The organism is Porphyromonas sp. oral taxon 279 str. F0450 (genome assembly GCF_000292995.1).
In the GTDB taxonomy this organism is placed as follows: domain Bacteria; phylum Bacteroidota; class Bacteroidia; order Bacteroidales; family Porphyromonadaceae; genus Porphyromonas; species Porphyromonas pasteri.
Genome location: NZ_ALKJ01000016.1, coordinates 15,913 through 33,775, shown reverse-complemented (window position 1 = coordinate 33,775; position 17,863 = coordinate 15,913). Strand labels below are relative to the sequence as shown.

The 17,863-nt window shown below is 57.2% G+C and carries 13 protein-coding genes; 1 reads left to right on the top strand and 12 read right to left on the bottom strand.

Going from position 1 to position 17,863, the window contains the following annotated elements; genetic code table 11:
* Window positions 1-121: 121 nt before the first annotated feature.
* The 9 genes from HMPREF1323_RS03080 to HMPREF1323_RS03040 all read right to left on the bottom strand — a co-directional run bounded on the left by HMPREF1323_RS03080 (window position 122) and on the right by HMPREF1323_RS03040 (window position 12,760).
* The gene (locus tag HMPREF1323_RS03080; RefSeq protein ID WP_009432756.1) at window positions 122-2,143 is read right to left on the bottom strand and encodes a TonB-dependent receptor; all 2,022 of its coding nucleotides are present in this window, start codon (window positions 2,141-2,143) and stop codon (window positions 122-124) included.
* 698 nt (window positions 2,144-2,841) lie between these two features.
* Window positions 2,842-3,294: a hypothetical protein gene (locus HMPREF1323_RS03075; protein WP_009432741.1), complete on the bottom strand. Its 453-nt coding sequence runs from the start codon at window positions 3,292-3,294 to the stop codon at window positions 2,842-2,844.
* A 14-nt stretch (window positions 3,295-3,308) separates the two neighbouring features.
* On the bottom strand, window positions 3,309-3,725 hold the full coding sequence (locus tag HMPREF1323_RS03070) for a hypothetical protein (protein WP_009432813.1): 417 nt from the start codon (window positions 3,723-3,725) through the stop codon (window positions 3,309-3,311).
* Window positions 3,726-3,786: 61 nt separating this feature from the next.
* Entirely contained in the window at window positions 3,787-4,356 is a 570-nt protein-coding gene (locus tag HMPREF1323_RS03065) for an RNA polymerase sigma factor (protein ID WP_009432686.1), read from the bottom strand.
* A 2-nt stretch (window positions 4,357-4,358) separates the two neighbouring features.
* Window positions 4,359-7,025, bottom strand: a complete 2,667-nt coding sequence (locus HMPREF1323_RS03060) for an AAA family ATPase (protein WP_009432781.1) — start codon at window positions 7,023-7,025, stop codon at window positions 4,359-4,361.
* 12 nt (window positions 7,026-7,037) lie between these two features.
* The gene (locus HMPREF1323_RS03055; protein WP_044123969.1) at window positions 7,038-8,894 is read right to left on the bottom strand and encodes an ABC transporter ATP-binding protein; all 1,857 of its coding nucleotides are present in this window, start codon (window positions 8,892-8,894) and stop codon (window positions 7,038-7,040) included.
* Window positions 8,895-9,140: 246 nt separating this feature from the next.
* Window positions 9,141-10,577, bottom strand: a complete 1,437-nt coding sequence (locus HMPREF1323_RS03050) for a hypothetical protein (RefSeq protein ID WP_044123968.1) — start codon at window positions 10,575-10,577, stop codon at window positions 9,141-9,143.
* Window positions 10,578-10,857: 280 nt separating this feature from the next.
* Window positions 10,858-12,294 carry a pyruvate kinase gene (pyk, locus tag HMPREF1323_RS03045; RefSeq protein WP_009432768.1) on the bottom strand — a complete coding sequence of 479 codons (1,437 nt, stop codon included), beginning with the start codon at window positions 12,292-12,294 and terminating at the stop codon, window positions 10,858-10,860.
* 19 nt (window positions 12,295-12,313) lie between these two features.
* On the bottom strand, window positions 12,314-12,760 hold the full coding sequence (locus HMPREF1323_RS03040) for a type II 3-dehydroquinate dehydratase (RefSeq protein WP_009432697.1): 447 nt from the start codon (window positions 12,758-12,760) through the stop codon (window positions 12,314-12,316).
* A gap of 70 nt (window positions 12,761-12,830) precedes the next feature.
* On the opposite strand from HMPREF1323_RS03040, the gene HMPREF1323_RS03035 reads away from it, so the two are divergent.
* Window positions 12,831-13,739 (top strand): site-specific tyrosine recombinase, encoded by a 909-nt coding sequence (locus tag HMPREF1323_RS03035; RefSeq protein WP_009432807.1) that lies wholly within the window; start codon window positions 12,831-12,833, stop codon window positions 13,737-13,739.
* 89 nt (window positions 13,740-13,828) lie between these two features.
* Here the strand turns inward: HMPREF1323_RS03035 and HMPREF1323_RS03030 are convergent, their stop codons facing one another.
* The 3 genes from HMPREF1323_RS03030 to HMPREF1323_RS03015 all read right to left on the bottom strand — a co-directional run bounded on the left by HMPREF1323_RS03030 (window position 13,829) and on the right by HMPREF1323_RS03015 (window position 17,848).
* Window positions 13,829-14,704, bottom strand: coding sequence for a hypothetical protein (locus HMPREF1323_RS03030; RefSeq protein WP_009432764.1), 876 nt, complete (start codon window positions 14,702-14,704; stop codon window positions 13,829-13,831).
* 884 nt (window positions 14,705-15,588) lie between these two features.
* Complete coding sequence (gene miaB, locus HMPREF1323_RS03020; protein WP_009432792.1) at window positions 15,589-16,989, bottom strand: tRNA (N6-isopentenyl adenosine(37)-C2)-methylthiotransferase MiaB; 1,401 nt, start codon at window positions 16,987-16,989, stop codon at window positions 15,589-15,591.
* A 226-nt stretch (window positions 16,990-17,215) separates the two neighbouring features.
* Window positions 17,216-17,848, bottom strand: coding sequence for a polysaccharide deacetylase family protein (locus HMPREF1323_RS03015; protein WP_009432691.1), 633 nt, complete (start codon window positions 17,846-17,848; stop codon window positions 17,216-17,218).
* Window positions 17,849-17,863: the final 15 nt, after the last annotated feature.

Sequence of the window (17,863 nt, the reverse complement as noted above, 5' to 3'; positions counted from 1 at the left end):
AGCCTCAGGTGTTGGGTGCATTCACCTTAATAACGTGGGGCTTTTTACTCAAGGTATATACCTCGTCACTCGCACCACCTCCGACAGCTCACGGGACCGCTTTGTGAGGGAGTTTGCGGATTTACTTCCCCTTGCGGTCGATCTGCTCGATGGGCTCGTTGCCCTGTCGGGTACGGAAGCGCTTCCCGAAGCTATAAGTCAGCCCCAGACGCACGCCGCTACTATGATTATTCGTCACCCAGCGGGTCTGCGTGACATCACGGAAGAAGTAGCGGGTATCGGTGCGCATCGTCCCCCAGGGATTGAGGAGGGAGAGTGTGAGGGAGAGGCGGTCGTCGAGGAAGCTCTTATTCACCTCGAAGTATACGTAGGGCAGGTGGTCACGCTGGTAGGAGAAGGTCAGCTCCCTACCCGACCACTGCGCATAGATGGTGTACGTCCAGTCTCGGCTCGTCGTGTAGCTGAGGTTGAGCGTACCCCGATAGAAGAGCCCACTCCCGCCAGCGCTCAGGGCGGTGAGGCGATGCTCGGGCGCTATCTCCTTCGTGACATAGCCGAGAGCCGTTCCGAGGTTCAGATTCATCTTACGCTCGAAGAAGGAGCTATTCACACCCAGTGAGAGGGCGTAGGCGGTGCTCCGCCCTACGTTCGCCCAAGTCTCCAGCTGAGGATCAGCAAGCGCATGGATACGCCCGATAGCGTCCAGCGTCCGAGTGTAGGTGAAGGCCGTCGAGAGGAAGGTCTGCTTGACCTGACGCTGGTAGCGGAGTGCGAGCGTATGGGTGCGCTCATTGGCGATGCTCGCATTCCCCTCGGTGTATTCGGTGTCGGAGGTATAGTAGCGTGTGGGGTCTACGATCTCCCCCGTGGGGCGGGAGACGCTGAGGTCATAGCTGAGCTCAACGGCATCACGCTCTCCACTATAATAGAGGCTGGCGTAGGGAAGGACGTACCAAGCACGGCGCGTCAGTGTGGAGAGGCGCTGCTCATCGTACTGCATATCCAGCAGGAAGTCCCCACCCCACTGCTCGCCCCAGCTGACCTCATCGCCCAGCTTGAGGGCATGGATCAGGCTCTTATAGCGCTGGGGACTATAGCTTGAGCGGGTCTCACGGTGCGTCAGGGCGTAGCTGGTATTCAGCTTATGCCGACCCGCACGGCCCTCGAGCTTCGTCTGATAGGTCAGGTCGCCCGTGAGGCTCCGATAGGTATTCTCCGCCTCGTGCGTGGCCCTCTGGAGGCTCAGCTCTTGGCGGTCCCACTCACTCGCCAGATGCCCACGCAGTCGCAGGAAGCTCTCGCCCCACTTATAGCGGCTCGCCAGATGCCCCTGCAAGATCTGCATATAGCCCGTCTCATCCAGTCGCTGGGAGGGAAGGGCATCTTGGGTGGACTCGCTGAAGCCATCATGTCCATTGCGCGAATACATCGCGACGAGCGTATTATCCCAGTGCTTGCTGGGGAAGAAGTCAAAGCGCAGAAGCGAGCTTGCCTGCTTGGTCTTAGTCGTCGTCTGATGATGCCAGCCGTGTGCCACCCCTGCACTCTTGCGGTCGAGCTGTGAGGAGATCTCCTGCCGACTCCATAGCGCCGAGGGGACGAAGGTCAGCACGGTCGTCGGGGTCTGTAGGGTAAGGTTGGCACTCGCCGAGTAGCGGGCGGGCTGACTAAGCCCGAGGTCAATGCGTCCCTTGAACTCCCGCGTGAGACTGCGTAGCCTACGTATATTGATGCGGTCGCCATCGACGCCGCCCCGCAGGACCTCGATGCGCCAGATCGACTGCGCAGGGAGGCTTGCCAGCTCTTCGGGGCTGGCAGGCGCTCCATCTATCAGCACCTGAGCGACCTGCTCGCTACCCAAGATACTGTAGCCCGCACTCCCCATGAGAAGGCCAGGCACATAGCGTAGCGCACGGTCGGCGGAGGCACCCTTCGGCACGCCCTTCGCCTCGAGCTCAAAGATCTGCTTGTGGATATTGCCCGTATTGATCTTGCGATAGCCGATGACGCTGACGCCCTCGAGCTCGTTGTCGGGGGTCGCGATACTATCTGTCGTGGGCTGCTGAGCCGCTCCACTCAGGCGAATACCAAAGAGGAGGGCAACAATAAGGAGGCGCGTAGCCTCTGGGATGTGCTTCTTCATAAGGCCCTTGATTTGGGAAGATGTCAGTCATGCGTGCGCCCCCCATGAGGGGCGTGTGTGTACCGCAAATTTAGAAAAAGAATAGAATAAGTAGATTTCCTCTGCATCAGCTACTTTGCAAGGAGCGGATACCAACCAATAGTAGTGGGTGGTGTGGACCACTATTGGTCTGCGGTCGAACCTATAGTGGTCCGTGAGCGAAGCACTATTGGTCGGCGCGCAAACCTATATTGGTCGCATCACCGACCTATATTAGGTTGTTGCTCCGCGTAGGGATAAAAGTTGTGGACGAGTGGCAGATAAGTTTGGACTACGTACGTGGACGATAAATCTACGTGCGTGGATATTTGGATTTGCGTACCTGGTCTTTAGGACTACGTGCATAGACAGAGGAAAACCACTACATGAAGGCGCTTTTTCCTTCACGAGAACGGCACTTTTCCCTCAGCTGGATAAGAGGAATACGCGCGATAAGGCGAAGGGCTTGCTTATCACTTCGGAGAGGCATATCGGGGAGCTGGGCGTGCGATACCTTAGCTGAATAAATAGCGGGCAGGACTCTGCCGCAACAGTCTCAATATAGGTTCGCACACCCAATGAGGGAAGTGCACAGCTTGCACACGGGCACAAAAAAAAGTTGGCACCCGCAGAAGGGGTGCCAACTTCTCTATGATAATAAGGTGGGAGCGAGGCGAGCGCTATCGCTTGTGGCGCTCGAAGAAGCGGCGGGCGAAGTCCTTGCAGACCATCGGCAGGCGTACGAGCTTGTCAGCGGGAAGCGTGGAGCGACAGCGCAGGTAATAGGTGCGCTCCAGCTCAGCTTCGCGGACGTGGAAATCCAGCATCTGCTCGAGGAATGTATTCAGCTCGGCTTCGGTCAGCGTCTTGTCGCCCTGACGTACGCGGCGGCCGAGGGTCTCGGTCGAGCGCCATAGGGCGAAGCGCTTATCGTCAAGTTCGTTCAGCACGGGCATCAGTGCATCGACTTCGCCAGCGGTGAGGGAGAGCTCACGCATCAGGAAGGCACGCTTCTCAGCACGTACCTTCTCGCGCATGTCCTTACCTGGATCGGCAGGCTTCTTCTTGGCTTGCGCGGAGAGCCCACCCGTCAGGAGGAGGATGGAACAAAGGATATAAAGGATTCGCTTCATTGTCTTCGTAGGAGTTAGCGGGTGGCAGTAAAGGAGGTATTCGTCATCGTCCCGAGGTCGGAGAGGAGCGAATTGTAGTAGGAGTCATAGCCTGCTACGGCCGTCATACGCTCACCGTAGTCGGCGTAGTAGTTGGCATACTCGTCTTCGCTACTGACCTCAGTCTGGGCCGTAGCGACGGACTTATCCTCGGCAGTCTTCGGTGCGAAGGCACGGAAGATGAGGTTCATCGCGACGAACATCGCCGCCAGATAAGCGATGGGACGCAGGCGCATCCATAGGCTGACGCGAGGGACTTCGGCGACTTCCTCGGGGGTCTCCTCAGGGATCTTCGCCATGATACGCTCCTCGAGGCTATCGAAGTAGCCCTCGGGGACACTATAGTGCCCACGACTCTCGGCGGGAGTAGGTAGGTTAGTTTGCTTATTCATCTCTAATATACGAGCCCTTATCGGGGCTTCACTCTGTGTGACAACTGGTAGGGGAAAAGGTTTATTCGCTGCGCTGAAGTTCTTCTGTTACCTTCTTCATCGCGTGGTGGTAGGAGGCTTTGAGCGCACCCTCCGACGTGCCGGTAAGTGCGGCCATCTGGTCGTAGGGCATCTCGTCGTAGTAGCGCAGGCGGAAGACTAACTGCTGCTTGGCAGGTAGGCTCAATATGGCCTTCTGCAGGCGCACCTCCGCCTCATCGGCATCGAAGTACTCGTCGGCCGTGAGGCGATCCAGCAGGTAGAGCGAGTCGCCCTCCTCCGAGGGGGCGATGACGTTCTCCTCTTCGTGGCGACGCTTCTTGAGGAAGTTCAGGGTCTCATAGAGGGCGATTCGGTAGAGCCACGTGGAGACCTTCGCCTCGCCACGGAAGCCTTCGATAGCCTCCCAGGCCTTGATGAAGACGTTCTGCACGAGGTCATCGGTGTCGTCGTGGTTGTAGACCATACGGCGTATCTGCCAGTAGATCTGCTGCGAGTAGAGGCGCACGACCGTGGTGAAGGCGCTTCGCCGGCGCTCTGGGTCAGCCAGCGCACGCTGGAGCTCCTCTTCAGTGACAAGTGTTTGGGGCATCGTCAAGATTTCTTTGACTTCAGGGTAGCAGGAGCTTTCTTTGCTCGCGTCGGGCTATCGGCAGTACGGCTGGGCTGGATCGCGTAGACGAGCTCGCCGTCCTTCCCGAGGCTGACGACGAAGGTCTCACCCGCATGGAGCTTCTCCTCGAGGATGTGCTCGACGCAGGGATCCTCCACGAGCTGCTGCAGACGACGGCGCACGAGGCGGGCTCCGAGTGCGCGATGCGTCTCATCGATACCGACGAAGCGCTTAGCTTCCTCAGTGAGCGTCAGGCCATAGCCCGAGGCAGCGAGGCGCTCTACGATAGGCTTCAGCTCCAGAGAGACGATCTGCAGGAGGGACTCATCTGAGAGGCTCTCGAAGGCGATCGTACCGTCCAGACGACCCAAGAACTCGGGGCTGAAGGTGCGCTCCAGCGCCTTGCGGACAATGCCTTCGCTACGCTCCTGCCCATTGCTGAGGCCAGAGAAGCCGACGGAGCGGGCAAAGTCCTTCGCTTCGCGCGAACCGACATTGCTCGTCATGATGATGATCGTATTGCGGAAGTCCGCCGTACGCCCCTCCGAGTCCGTCAGACGGCCATCGTCGAGGACCTGCAGGAGGAGGTTATAGATATCGGGGTGGGCCTTCTCGATCTCGTCGAGGAGGACCAAGCGATGGGGGCGGGTACGCACGGGCTCCGTGAGTTCGCCACCATTGCCGTAGCCGATGTAGCCAGGAGGAGGGCCGATGAGTCGGGAGACGCTATGACGCTCGGCGAACTCACTCATATCGATACGCACCAGCGCCTCTTCACTGCCGAAGACTTCCTTCGCCAGCGCCTTCGCCAGATAGGTCTTCCCTACGCCCGTCGGGCCAAGGAAGAGGAAGGAAGCGATGGGATGCTGTCCGTCACGCAGCCCGAGACGGGCACGCTGCACGGCACGGCTGACGACAGCCACGGCATTATCCTGCCCGACGATACGGCTGCGGAGCTTCGCGGGGAGCTCACGTAGGCGCTGGAGCTCGGTCTTATCCTCGATCTGCTCCACGGGGATATTGAGGCGACGGGCAAGGCCCTGCAAGAGGTCATCACGGCTGACAGTCCCCTTGCTTCGCGTGCTGCTTGTCGTGCCATAGAAGTGGCGATGCAGGCGACGGCGGGTCTCGCTGGCGGCGGCATCGAGGATCTCACCGAGGGCGTAGAACGCAGGCTCCTGCGGGAAGTAGCGCTGAGCAAGTGCCAGCAGTTCCTCGTAGGGCGTCTGATAGCTCACCGCATGATATTCGGCGAGGAAGGCACGGCGGCGCTCGTAGGCCTTACGGAGTGCCTCGCCCTCAAGAGGCTTGATGATGTACTTTGTCGTGCTGAGCGAAGCGGCTTCACTGCGCTCGACCGACTGGCTGTAGGTAGCGGGAGTAGCGTGGGCGATGCACTGCATACGACGCTTCGCAAGCCCCACAAAGAGGGCCTCCAAGACTTCACCACCCGTACGACCGAGGGGCTTCAGGAGGCTGAGATCACCGATATAGAGGAGTACAGAGAGATCAGCCTTGAGTCGCTCAAAGAGGGACTGCAGGTACTGCTCTGCCCCACCCATCATCTGGCTCGCAGAGGCCAGACGTAGCGGATCAAGCTCCAGCACCGACTGGTAGCGGAAGCCCTGCGGCGTGGCACTCAGCTTATCGGCTACACTCGCACTGCCACCCTTAGCATCCAGCTCAGCACGGCGGTCCATATGGCGAACGAGCGCCTTGATGATCGGCTCGGGGCTGTCATGGAGCTCGTGCACCAAGACCACCGAGGGGTAGCTCTCACGGGAGAGTATCTGTATGAGGTCGCGCGCTTCATCATCGTAGGGCATCGGCTCCACCTTACCTTCAGGGGGCGTGGGGGCAGTGCTCGTCACACGGCGACCGAAGTCAGCGTAGGGGAAGCTCCCATCCTTCGGGGCTTCTTCGCCCTCGGGGAGCTTACCGAGCATGCGGTCGACTTGCGTGCTGATGCTCTCGGCAAGTGCCTGCAGGAGTTCGTCGCTGGGTGGCAGTTCGCCATCGCCACCGAGCCCAGGCCCCTTCATCTGCGCCAGATCAATGCGGATGGGGATGCGGCGGACGCGGTCTTGGGACAAGACGATCGCTTGAGCCTGCGCTGAAGGTTTATCCGAAGCGGGCTGGCTTAGCTTGGGTTCTATGGGCTTTGGTGCGCTCTCCTCTGCGGTAGTCTTACTGCCCTCGAGGAGCATAGCGACACGATGGAGCTGGGGGTCGGTATGCTCGTTGATGCGGTGAGCTACGAGGTAGTGCGTGAGGAGCGTCGGGGGCGAACAGAAGTATAGGCTATAGAGGAGGTGCAGCGCACTGATGGCCTGCGCCCCGAGGAGCGTGGAGATCTGCGCCGCACGCGCCAGTGTGCTATGCGCTTCGATGCTGTAGAAGACGTGTGCGGGATCTTCCTTATCGTCGGACTGGATATGCTCGTCCACCTCGCGTAGCACCTCCTTCACGGAGATATTACGGTCCATCAGGAAGCGGATAGCGGCGCTGGTGCCTTCGCTGAGCACGCCCCACAGGAGGAGGTCATTCGTGATCTCGCCACAGCGTAGCTCCTTGGCGTGCTCGGCAGCGAGCTCAAGAGCCGCACGGAAGGTATCGGTATAGTTGTACTTGATAGGATTACGCTTCATCTCTGTGTCCGCTTAGGATTTGACTTGGATAGCATGCAGCTTGGCGTAGTGTCCGCCGAGTGCGAGGAGCTCGTCGTGCGTCCCCTGCTCGACGATACGCCCATCATCGACGACGCAGATGACATCGGCATGGATGATCGTCGAGAGGCGGTGGGCGATGACGATGGTCGTACGGCCCTCCATAAGGTGATCCAAGGCACTCTGCACAAGGCGCTCGCTCTTGGTATCGAGAGCCGAAGTGGCTTCGTCGAGGATGAGGATCGGGGGATTCTTGTAGACGGCACGGGCGATAGAGAGGCGCTGACGCTGGCCACCGGAGAGCTTACCCCCACGGTCCCCGATATTGGTATCGTAGCCAGCAGGCATCTCATTGATGAACTCATCGGCGTGCGCAACCTCGGCGGCCTGACGCACCTTCTCGAGGGTAGCACCCTCGACACCGAAGGCGATATTCTCAAAGACCGAAGCATTGAAGAGGATAGGCTCCTGATTGACGTTCCCCATAAGGCGGCGCAGATCAGCGACCGCGACCTCACGGATATCTGTGCCATCGATGGTGATGCACCCCTCGACGACGTCGTAGAAGCGAGGGATGAGGTCCACGAGCGTGCTCTTCCCCGAGCCCGAATGCCCGACGAGTGCGACGGTCTGCCCCTTGCGGATCGTCAGATCTACGTCACGTAGCACCCACTCCTCAGCATAGCGGAAGGAGACCTTCTCCAGACGGATCGCCTCGTTGAAGACGACAGGCTTAGGCTGAGCGGGATCCGTGATCGTACTCTCGGCCTGGAGGATGCGGTCGACACGCTCCATCGAGCCCATACCACGGCGTATAGCATAGGCACCCTTGCTGAGATCCTTCAGCGGGTTGATGAGGCTGTAGAAGATGACGAGATAGTAGATGAAGGTCGAGGCATCGATGCTGCTATCTCGATTGAGGATGAGCGAGCCGCCATACCACAGCACGATAGCGATGGTCGCTGTACCGAGGAGCTCACTCACGGGGTGCGCCAGGAGCTGACGGCGGTTCACACCGATGACCGTCTGGCGGTACTCCTCGTTGGAGTCACGGAAGCGCTTATCAACGAACTCCTCTGCGGTGAAGGCCTTGACGATACGTAGCCCACCGAGCGTCTCCTCGACCTGACTGATGAGCTGCCCCCACTGATTCTGTGCCTCGAGGCTGGTGCGCTTGAGCGACTTCCCTACACGCCCCATGACGAAGCCCGCGATGGGCAGGACGAGGAAGACGAAGAGGGTGAGCTGCCAGCTGATGACGAGCATCGAGCCGAGGTAGACGAAGATGAGGATAGGATTCTTCAGAAGGAGATCGAGCGAACTCATCACGGAGTTCTCCACCTCCCCGACGTCCCCCGTGATACGGGCCAGTACGTCACCCTTGCGCTCTTCGCTGAAGAAGCCCAGCGGCAGGGCAAGGATCTTTGCATTGAGCTGATTGCGCAGGTCACGGACGACCCCCGTACGGATAGGCACGAGGAAGAAGCCCCCGAGGTAGGTAGCACCGACCTTCAGGAGCGTCATCAGCACCAGATAGATGCCGAGGATGATGAGTGTGTAAGAGGCTCCCTCGGTCTCGATGAGCTGGGAGACGAAGTAGCCGAAGTTATTCGTCACCACCTCCTTCATCTGCGACCAACCTGCTTGGGTGGTGAGGTCAAGCGAGCTGAAGGGGATATAAGTCGTCACCCGTTCCTCGATCTGGAAGAGGATATTGAGGATGGGCATCACGAGGGCGAAGGCCACCAGATTGAGCAAGGCGCTCAGGATGTTGAAGGTCACCGCAAGGCTCAAGTACCCCTTATAATAAGGAGCGATGAAGCGGCGGATCAACATGAATATATCTTTCATCTATGCATCTTAGGGCTCACGTACCGAGGGCTTTTACTGGGCTTAGCTTCGGCACGGAGTCTACTTATCCAAATGTAATAATCTTATCAAAGATACGACAATGCCGCGGCTTCCTCCCGAGCCACCGTATTCGCTATGCCGCAAAACCAATACCAACACCCACTCTCCCCCTGTTATTAGATGCACTTCACCCCCCTATAGCAAGCATAGCAATAGGGGGGTGAAGCACTATTTAGGAATGAATAATCAGCTCTTACGTATGAGGAGATTTGCCAAAGAAACCCAGCTCTTTGCACCAGTAGAAACTATAGGGTTAAGCCCCCAGAAGCGCAAATTCCCCGTATCTTCCTTATCCGTTCGCAGCACGAAGTCTCGGCACAAATACTTTGAGGATTTAAGACTCTGGAAGGTCCACAAGCCCGATGCCTGGAGGGTAGCCCTCCATCTAATTGGTGTTTGATCAGGCTCATCTAAAGTACGATAGGAGTCCGGGCCGATGTAGATATAGGCCTGCGTACTCTCATAGCGAGGCAACATAACATTCAGATAGGTCGACTGATAAGGGATCGTCTCATAGGTCTCGGGGTTAGATAAGACATACATTGTACTCCCCAGTTCGCTGGGTCGCACCAAGTCTAAGATTCCAGAGAAGTACTTTACCTTCAGCGGAATATCTGAGATAAGCGAGGGGATCGATGGATTCCCTTCTTCAAGCTCTAAGAACGTCGTGTGCGCATTGGCATTGATCTGCTCTTGGAAGAGACGCTGATCATACCGCCCCACCGTATGATCTGGATCTATGACCGAGCTGAGGTTTGGCTCGTACTTACTTCCAGACTGTAGATAGGTTACCCCCAACTGCGAAAAGTTGTTGCTCACCTTCTTCTGGAGCTCAGGAAATAGGGGCATTCCTCCTACCCAAAGCGCACCATGAATAGCCATGACTTCACTCTCAGTGAATAGTGATGAGTTAGCAGCCACGGCCAAGTCTTGAGAGGCACCCGTGGAATATGAAGTCACGACATGCGTCCCATATTTCTCCACCAGCGCAGCCGCCGAGAGCACTTTAAGATCTCTCACGAAACGCTTACTTAGATAGAACTCATAGTCCATCGGATCTGCTACTTCATATCGCTCGTAGAGATATTTATATCCCGTGGTATAGCGATAGACATATCGCTGCAGGCTCCCTACAGAGTATCTTCTATTGCCATAAGAGCAAGTTACCTTCTCATAGCCCGTACCTACCGCTACGACCATTGAGTCACTGAATGGCTTATCCACGGAGGACTGATAAGTCCGCTTAAAGGAGCGGTCCTCAGGCTGGACACTAAGCTCGGTATGCCGTGGCACACGAAGCGTAGGGGTAATAGCCCGACCAAAAGGAGACCATGGATCATTAGAAGCGATGCGCTTCTCATCCAAGACACTCCACCGCGTGAAGCCCCCAGCATCATTAGCCGTATGCTCTACAAGGTTGAAGCACTGCCCCAGATAGCGCTCTGCTGGCAAGGTCTTAGGCTCTACCCCATGGAGGCGCATGAAGGTGGGGTAAGTACCCTCGGATGCGATCTTCCGATCTGGTGACGGACGATCTGGATCATCCTTCTCCTTACAGGAGCTAATGCCGAGAGCCATCAAGGCAACCAAAGCCAAATAGGAGGAGTTCCTTAGTGCTTTCATCTCTATGAAATGGGGGGGACTTAATATATATATGTATTGGACATGCGAGGCCGCTCCTCATAGGGAAGGCATAACTCTACTTTTCTCGACGCAAATATAGTACATACTTGAATACATCGGAGCGTAGTACCTACGGCTTCCCCTAAAGCGGATCATCGGGCTATCCACAGCACGGGACTATAGCACCTAAACGGCTACTCACAGGGGGAGAAAGCGACGGGGCCACTACCGAAGGATATCGGTAGTGGCCCCGTAAAGAGGTATTCAGCGAAGCGCCGAATTACTTAGCGTTCTTAGCGAGGATCTCCTTGACCGTGTCGATCTCGAGCGAGTGAGCAGCACCCGACTGACCGATCGTACCGCTCATATAAGCAGCCTGTGTGTCTTCGCTGATGAGGCCTGACTCGATGAAGCTCTTGATACCTGCAGCCAGACGTGAGCCTGGGCAAGCAGCGTCTTCAGCGTAGTGAGCCGTCACACCGTAGCTGAGAGCCAGCTGACGAGCCAGAGTAGGATCGTAGCAGACAGCGCAGACGGGGACCGTGGCACGGAAGGAAGAGAGGTAGCGAGCCGTACGACCGGTGAAGCTATCGGTGATGATAGCCTGCGTATCGATCTGCTCGACGCTACGTACAGCCTGCTTAGAGAGGAAGGCCGTCGTGGTGCTCACTTCCTTAGAGTAAGGCACTTCGTCGTTGTATTCGCGCTCGAGAGCCTTCTCAGCCTCACGGATGATGCTTGCCATCGTCTGGACAGCCTCGAGGGGATACTTACCGTTAGCCGTCTCACCAGAGAGCATGACAGCGTCGGTGCGGTAGTAGACAGCGTTAGCGATGTCGCTGACCTCTGCACGCGTAGGCAGGGGGTTGTCGATCATCGTGTGGAGCATCTGCGTAGCGACGATGACGGGCTTCTTGGCAGCGATACACTTCTTGATGATCATACGCTGGATGGAGGGGACCTTCTCAGCGGGGACTTCGATAGCGAGGTCACCACGAGCGATCATGATACCATAGCAAGAGTCGATGATCTCGTCGATGTTGTCGACACCTTCCTGGTTCTCGATCTTAGCGATGATCTTGATGTCGCTGTTGTGCTCGTCGAGGATCGTCTGGATCTCCTCGATGTCCTTCTTGTTACGGACGAAAGAGTGAGCGATGAACTCGATCTTCTGGGGGATAGAGTGCAGGATGTTGCCACGGTCCTTCTCGGTGAGTGAGGGCAGGTCGATGCGTACGCCGGGGACGTTGACGCTCTTGCGGCTACCGAGCTTACCATTGTTCTGACAGGTCGTGAAGAGCTTGTCGCCTTCCTTCTTCTCCACGTCGAAGGCAAGAGCACCGTCGTCGAGGAGGATGCGAGCACCTACGGGTACGTCGTGGACGAAGTTCACGTAGTTCACGTTGATGACTTCGTTGTTGGTCTTGGCCTCGGGGTTAGCCTGGAAGATGACCTTGTCACCAGCGTGGAATTCGCGCTTGACTTCTGCGTCACCTTCGAGGACCGTCGTGCGGACTTCGGGGCCCTTCGTGTCCAGGAGGACAGCGACGCTGGGCGATACAGCACGCGTATTGTTGATGACCTGGGTGATACCCTCCTTCGTCATGTGGGCGGTGTTCATACGTACGACGTTCACGCCAGCTTCGACGAGCGGACGGATGAATTCTACGTCGCAGCGCAGATCCGAGATAGTAGCTACAATCTTAGTTTTCTTCATAATGCTTAATTGGGGTAATTTATTCGTGGGTCGGTAGAGGTAAGCCCCCACACACGGCTTCGATGGCTAAGCGGTATCCATCGAGACCGAAGCCCGAGATCGTCCCTCGGCAGGCCTCTGCGATGAGGGAGCGCTGGCGGATAGGCTCACGCTTATAGATATTGGATATATGGACTTCGATAGTGGGGGGAGTGATAGCCCGGAGGGCATCGGCCAAGGCCAAGGAGGTATGGGTATAGGCACCGGCATTGAGGATGATGGCGTCAGCACCGGCATCGTGCAGCTCATAGAGCCTGTCAAGGAGCGCCCCCTCATGGTTCGACTGGAAATAGGTCAGACGAAGCTGGTGATCATAGCGCTGGTGCAGCTGCTCTAGGCAAGTGTCCATCGACATCGTGCCGTAGATGCTGGGCTCACGCTGGCCGATCCGAGCAAGGTTCGGCCCGTTAATGATCTCTATCCACATTCGTTATTTCGGGGGTATTCCTATTGTCTTCTTACCTTTGCAAAGATAAATTAAAATTCTCACTTTTTGAATGCTCCCTGACGATATACGCACGCAGTTCCTCTCGCACCTACGCTTCGAGCTCGGCCTCTCTGAGAATACGTGTGAGGCTTACCTCAGCGACGTCGATAAGCTCCTCAGCTACATGGACGTCGAAGGGCTCAGCATCGAAGCCATCGACTATCCACGACTGCAGCACTTCATCGCCACGCTCCATGATCTGGGCATCGGCCCGACGTCCATCTCACGCATCATCTCGGGTATCCGCTCCTTCGGGCGCTATCTCCTCCTCGAGGGCTATGTAGATAGCGACCCCACGGCACTCCTCGAGGTGCCACGCAAGGGGCGCTATCTCCCCACCGTGCTGACGACTGCCGAGGTCGACCGCATCATCGAGGCCGCAGGGAGCAAGGGCGGTGTCGAGGGCCAGCGCAATCGTGCCATCATCGAGGTGCTCTTCAGCTGCGGGCTGCGTGTGAGCGAGCTGTGCCACCTGACCTTCCCCGACCTCTTCCTCGACGAGGGCTATCTGCGCGTACAAGGCAAGGGGAGCAAGCAGCGTCTCGTCCCGCTGAGTGACTCCGCCATCGCCGAGGTCACCCGCTACCTCCGTGATCCCGACCGTGCCACCCCAAAGCGTGGGCAAGAGGACTACGTCTTCCTCAGCCGTCGTGGGCAAGCCATCTCCCGCATCACGGTCTTCGTCATGGTGCGCGAAGCCGCCGAGATGGCAGGCGTAGACAAGAAGATCAGCCCCCACACCTTCCGTCACAGCTTCGCCACAGCGCTCCTCGAGGGCGGTGCGAACCTCCAAGCTATTCAGCTCCTCCTCGGCCACGAGGATGTAGCGACGACGGAGATCTACACCCACATCGACCGCACCAAGCTCCGCGAGCAGGTCGAGCGCTATCACCCCCGCAATCGCAGAGCGAGGTCGTAGCATACCACCTCACCCCGACATACGAATAGCCACGAGGCTGGAGAGCTGATGCTCTCCAGCCTCGTGGCGTGTATATCATTGGGTGAAGGCTACTCCCTCACGATCGTGACGTATAGATACTTGATAAGGTCCTTCATACGGAAGTGCCCTACCCGCTCGGCTCCCCAAGTAAAGTAGGTGAACGATACACGCTCCCCATCTTCTGACCATACCGTCGTCCCGGGCTTGATGACGATCCAATGAAGGCGGGCGATGCGGTTGCCCTTGGAGTCCGCCTTGATCAGCTTCGAGTCAATGAGCAGAAACGATCGGGTCGGCTTCCTCAGCGCTTCGATGATGGCTTTGCGATGCGCCCTCTCAGAGCCCCAGCCCACGAAGCTCAACCTCTGGACAAAGCGCTCGTGCGGGTAGATGCTCCTCAGCCAATACAGCATATCCTTCGGCGGACTAAATAGCGCTAACGGCCCAGCCTTGCCATCCACCCCGAAGAGCATATTCCGCCCCTCTCGCATCGCGCCTAAGAACATCCAGTCAATGCCCGAGATCCCTTCACGGGAACTCCCTCGCAGTCCCTTGCTTGCCTGCAGATAGAGGTCCCCGACAGCACATATCCCCGTCTCGTAGAGGGAGAGCATAGCGGATATATAAGCCACAGGATCCGTGAGCATCAGATCGTAGGCAATAGCTGCAGGGCCGCAAAGCTCAGTAATACCTTGATTGGGGAAGGGATAGGACAAGGTAGTCCCAGCGTATGGGTAGGACCGCAAGCGATCCGCCTCCTCTCGGGACATTTCTTGCCGACAAAAGCGTGCCTGCATCTCCAGCTTCACCTGCTCACGGCTATAGCACTCCCATACGCGCGGGGAGGGCTCTGGGCTCTCAGCCAAGTATGTCAGGACCTTCCGCCCTACCGCAAGGGCATCAAGGGGCTCTGGAGATGGATCTGTCGGCTTCATTGTATTCATAGGACGCTCATCATACGACCTTGTATCATCGCCCAGGTGCGGTAGGCGCCCCAGGCGAATAAATATCGACCGCAAACATAGCGATATTATCCGTACTACTATATGCCTCTCGAGCAAAGCAGGCAGTAGCCAGCCGTCTTGTAATGCCTTATGCACTTCGCCCCACATTGTGTCGGGACAATGTGGGGCGAAGCTGTTTCTTTTGGGCGGCTATTTAGCCATTCCTATACGCTGTCCATTCTTTGCCAAGGCGCTGAAGGAAACGCTGGGTCAGGAGCGCGGCCTTAGGGATGCCTATGACAAGGACTACCAGAACGAGAAGACTTTGCAGTGGATTCATCGACGCCACATCCTGGGCATCTGCAAAGAAGAGTAGCCAGGCGAGGGTCGTATAGGCGACCATTAGGAGGATTCTACTCATCGCTTACCATCGTGCTAAAGGGTTAGTAATCGGTTTACTCTCCAAAGGAACGCCTTTTTTCGCATTTAGCAAAGGCGTCCACTCCCTACGGCGACGCTGTCCATTCCTGCTGTCACTCGACTACAAACAAGCACAGGACTTCTTGCCATAGAGCCGAAGAAAAGCTGTCCACGACTACGCCTAATCCTCCGTCCACGTACGTGGTCATAAAGTCTATGCACGTAAATCCTATGATCGACGTACGTAGATTTAACGACCACGTACGTAGACAAGGGTTTCTCTGTAGTGGTATGCAGTTTTCCACGAGGTGCGTGGGAAGTGTTCCTTCGCGCATTGGGAGAAATCCGAATAGTCAAGCAAAGCCGCTTGCACTACGGAAGTAAAGCGACATCGCCCCCACAGATTCAGCGGAATCTGTGGGGGCGATGCTTGATTCTTTGCTTCGTGGAGAAGCTGGAGGCGCTTACTCGGCTTCGGGCGTATAGCCTTCGGCAGGGCACACGGGCTTCCCGATGAGGGTCGCTGCCGTGGCGGACTCGATGCGTACGTCCACGTACTGACCGACGCGGTAGCCTTGCTTGTCGAAGACGACGACCTTATTCTGCTGGTTACGGCCGAAGAGCTGTTCGCGGGAGCGCTTGCTGAAGCCCTCGATGAGGACCTCGAAGGTCTTCCCCACGTCACGCAGGTTGCTCTCGAGCGAGAGCTGGGTCTGCAGCTCGATCATCTCGTTGAGGCGGCGGATCTTCTCCTCCTCGGGGATGTTGTCGATGAGGTACTTGGCAGCATACGTCCCGGGGCGCTCGGAGTACTTAAAGAGGAAGGCATTGTCATAGACCACCTCACGCATGAGGCTCAGCGTATCCTGGAAGTCCTCCTCGCTCTCGTCGTGGAAGCCGCAGAAGATATCCGACGTGATGGCGCAGTCGGGCATAGCACGGCGGATAGCTGCGACACGCTCGAGGTACCACTCACGGGTGTAGTTGCGCTTCATGAGCTTGAGGATGCGGTCGTTGCCCGACTGCGCTGGCAGGTGGATATGCTTGCAGATATTCGGGTACTTCGCCATCATAGCGATAGCCTTGTCGTCCATATCCTTGGGGTGAGGCGAGGTGAAGCGGATACGGATCTTAGGCACAGCGAGGGCGACCTGCTCGAGGAGGTCACCGAAGTCATACGTGCGGTCCCCATCCACAAAGCGGTAAGAATTCACATTCTGCCCAAGCAGCGTGATCTCACGATAGCCCTTGGCCTCGAGGTCCTTCACCTCACGGATGATGCTCTCCAGCTCACGGCTACGCTCGCGGCCACGGGTGTAGGGCACGATGCAGTAGGAGCAGAAGTTATTGCACCCACGCATGATGGAGACGAAGCCCGAGAGGTTGAGCCCGCCGATCTTCAGCGGGAGGACATCCTTGTAGGTCTCGGTGGTGGAGAGCTGTACGTTGATCGCCTTTTCCCCGCGCTCGACAGCACCGACGAGATTCGGCAGGTCGAGGTAGCTATCGGGGCCGACGACGAGGTCGACGTGGTGCTTCTCGATCAGCTCCCCCTTAGCACGCTCCGCCATACAGCCGAGGACGCCGATGATGATACGGCGGCGCTTCTTGCGGCGGATGGAGTGATAGTAAGCGATGCGGTTGAGGACTTTCTGCTCGGCATTGTCGCGCACAGAGCAGGTATTGAGGAAGATAGCATCGGCCAACTCAGGGTCTTCGGTCAGGTGAAAGCCGTCCATCTGCATGATGGATGCGACGACTTCGCTGTCGGCGACATTCATCTGGCAGCCATAGGTCTCTATATAGACGCGGCGGGCGGTGGCGGTCGAAGGCTGAGCGCTCTGGGCGGGCTCGATCTTGGTCATGAACTATATGAATTGCTTAAGTGATGGTGGGAGGTGCGTAGACCTTCTTAAGAAGGGACTTCTCCCGCAGTTGGAGATAATATATTTATCTGTATATTTGCAATGAAAATGTAAGATTTTTCATAGTTAAGGTTTTGGTTAATAGGTTGGAGCTGGCTGGGAAGTCAGCTCCGCTTTTTTTATACCCTTACCAAGACCTTCTACGATCTTCATCCCATGCTATATATCAAGGGGCATCGCCGATACGCAGGAAGTGATAGCCCTCACTCTGGAGCCAGCGCACGGCTTCGGGCATCGCTACGCGCATATTCTTCTCCGCCTTGAGCGAGTCGTGGAAGACGATGATCGAGCCGTTGCGCGCATAGCGCTTCACGTAGCCGACGATGGTCTCCGGGCTGAGCTCGGCATTGTAGTCACGTGTCACGACATCCCACATCACGATCTCGAAGCTATGACTAAGCTCCCTATTCTGCGAGAAGCGTAGGTGCCCATGCGGCGGACGGAAGTAGCGTGAGTGGATGAGCTCATGCGCGTCATACACATCGCGCATGTACTCCTTCGTCGAGTAGAAGATACCCTGGATATGATGATAGGTGTGATTGCCTACCATGTGACCACGGCGACGTATCTCCTCGAAGAGCTCGGGGTAGCGTCGCACATTGTCCGCCACGCAGAAGAACGTGGCCTTGATCCCTAACTCATCGAGCTGATCCAATACCCAAGGTGTGACCTCGGGTATCGGACCATCATCGAAGGTAAGGTAGATACTCTTGCCCTTGAGCGCGGGGATACGCCAGCGCGCTCCAGGCACGAGCATGCGGTACCACATAGGTACCCGACAGAGGATGCGCTCGATCATCGGCGGAAGAGCGGA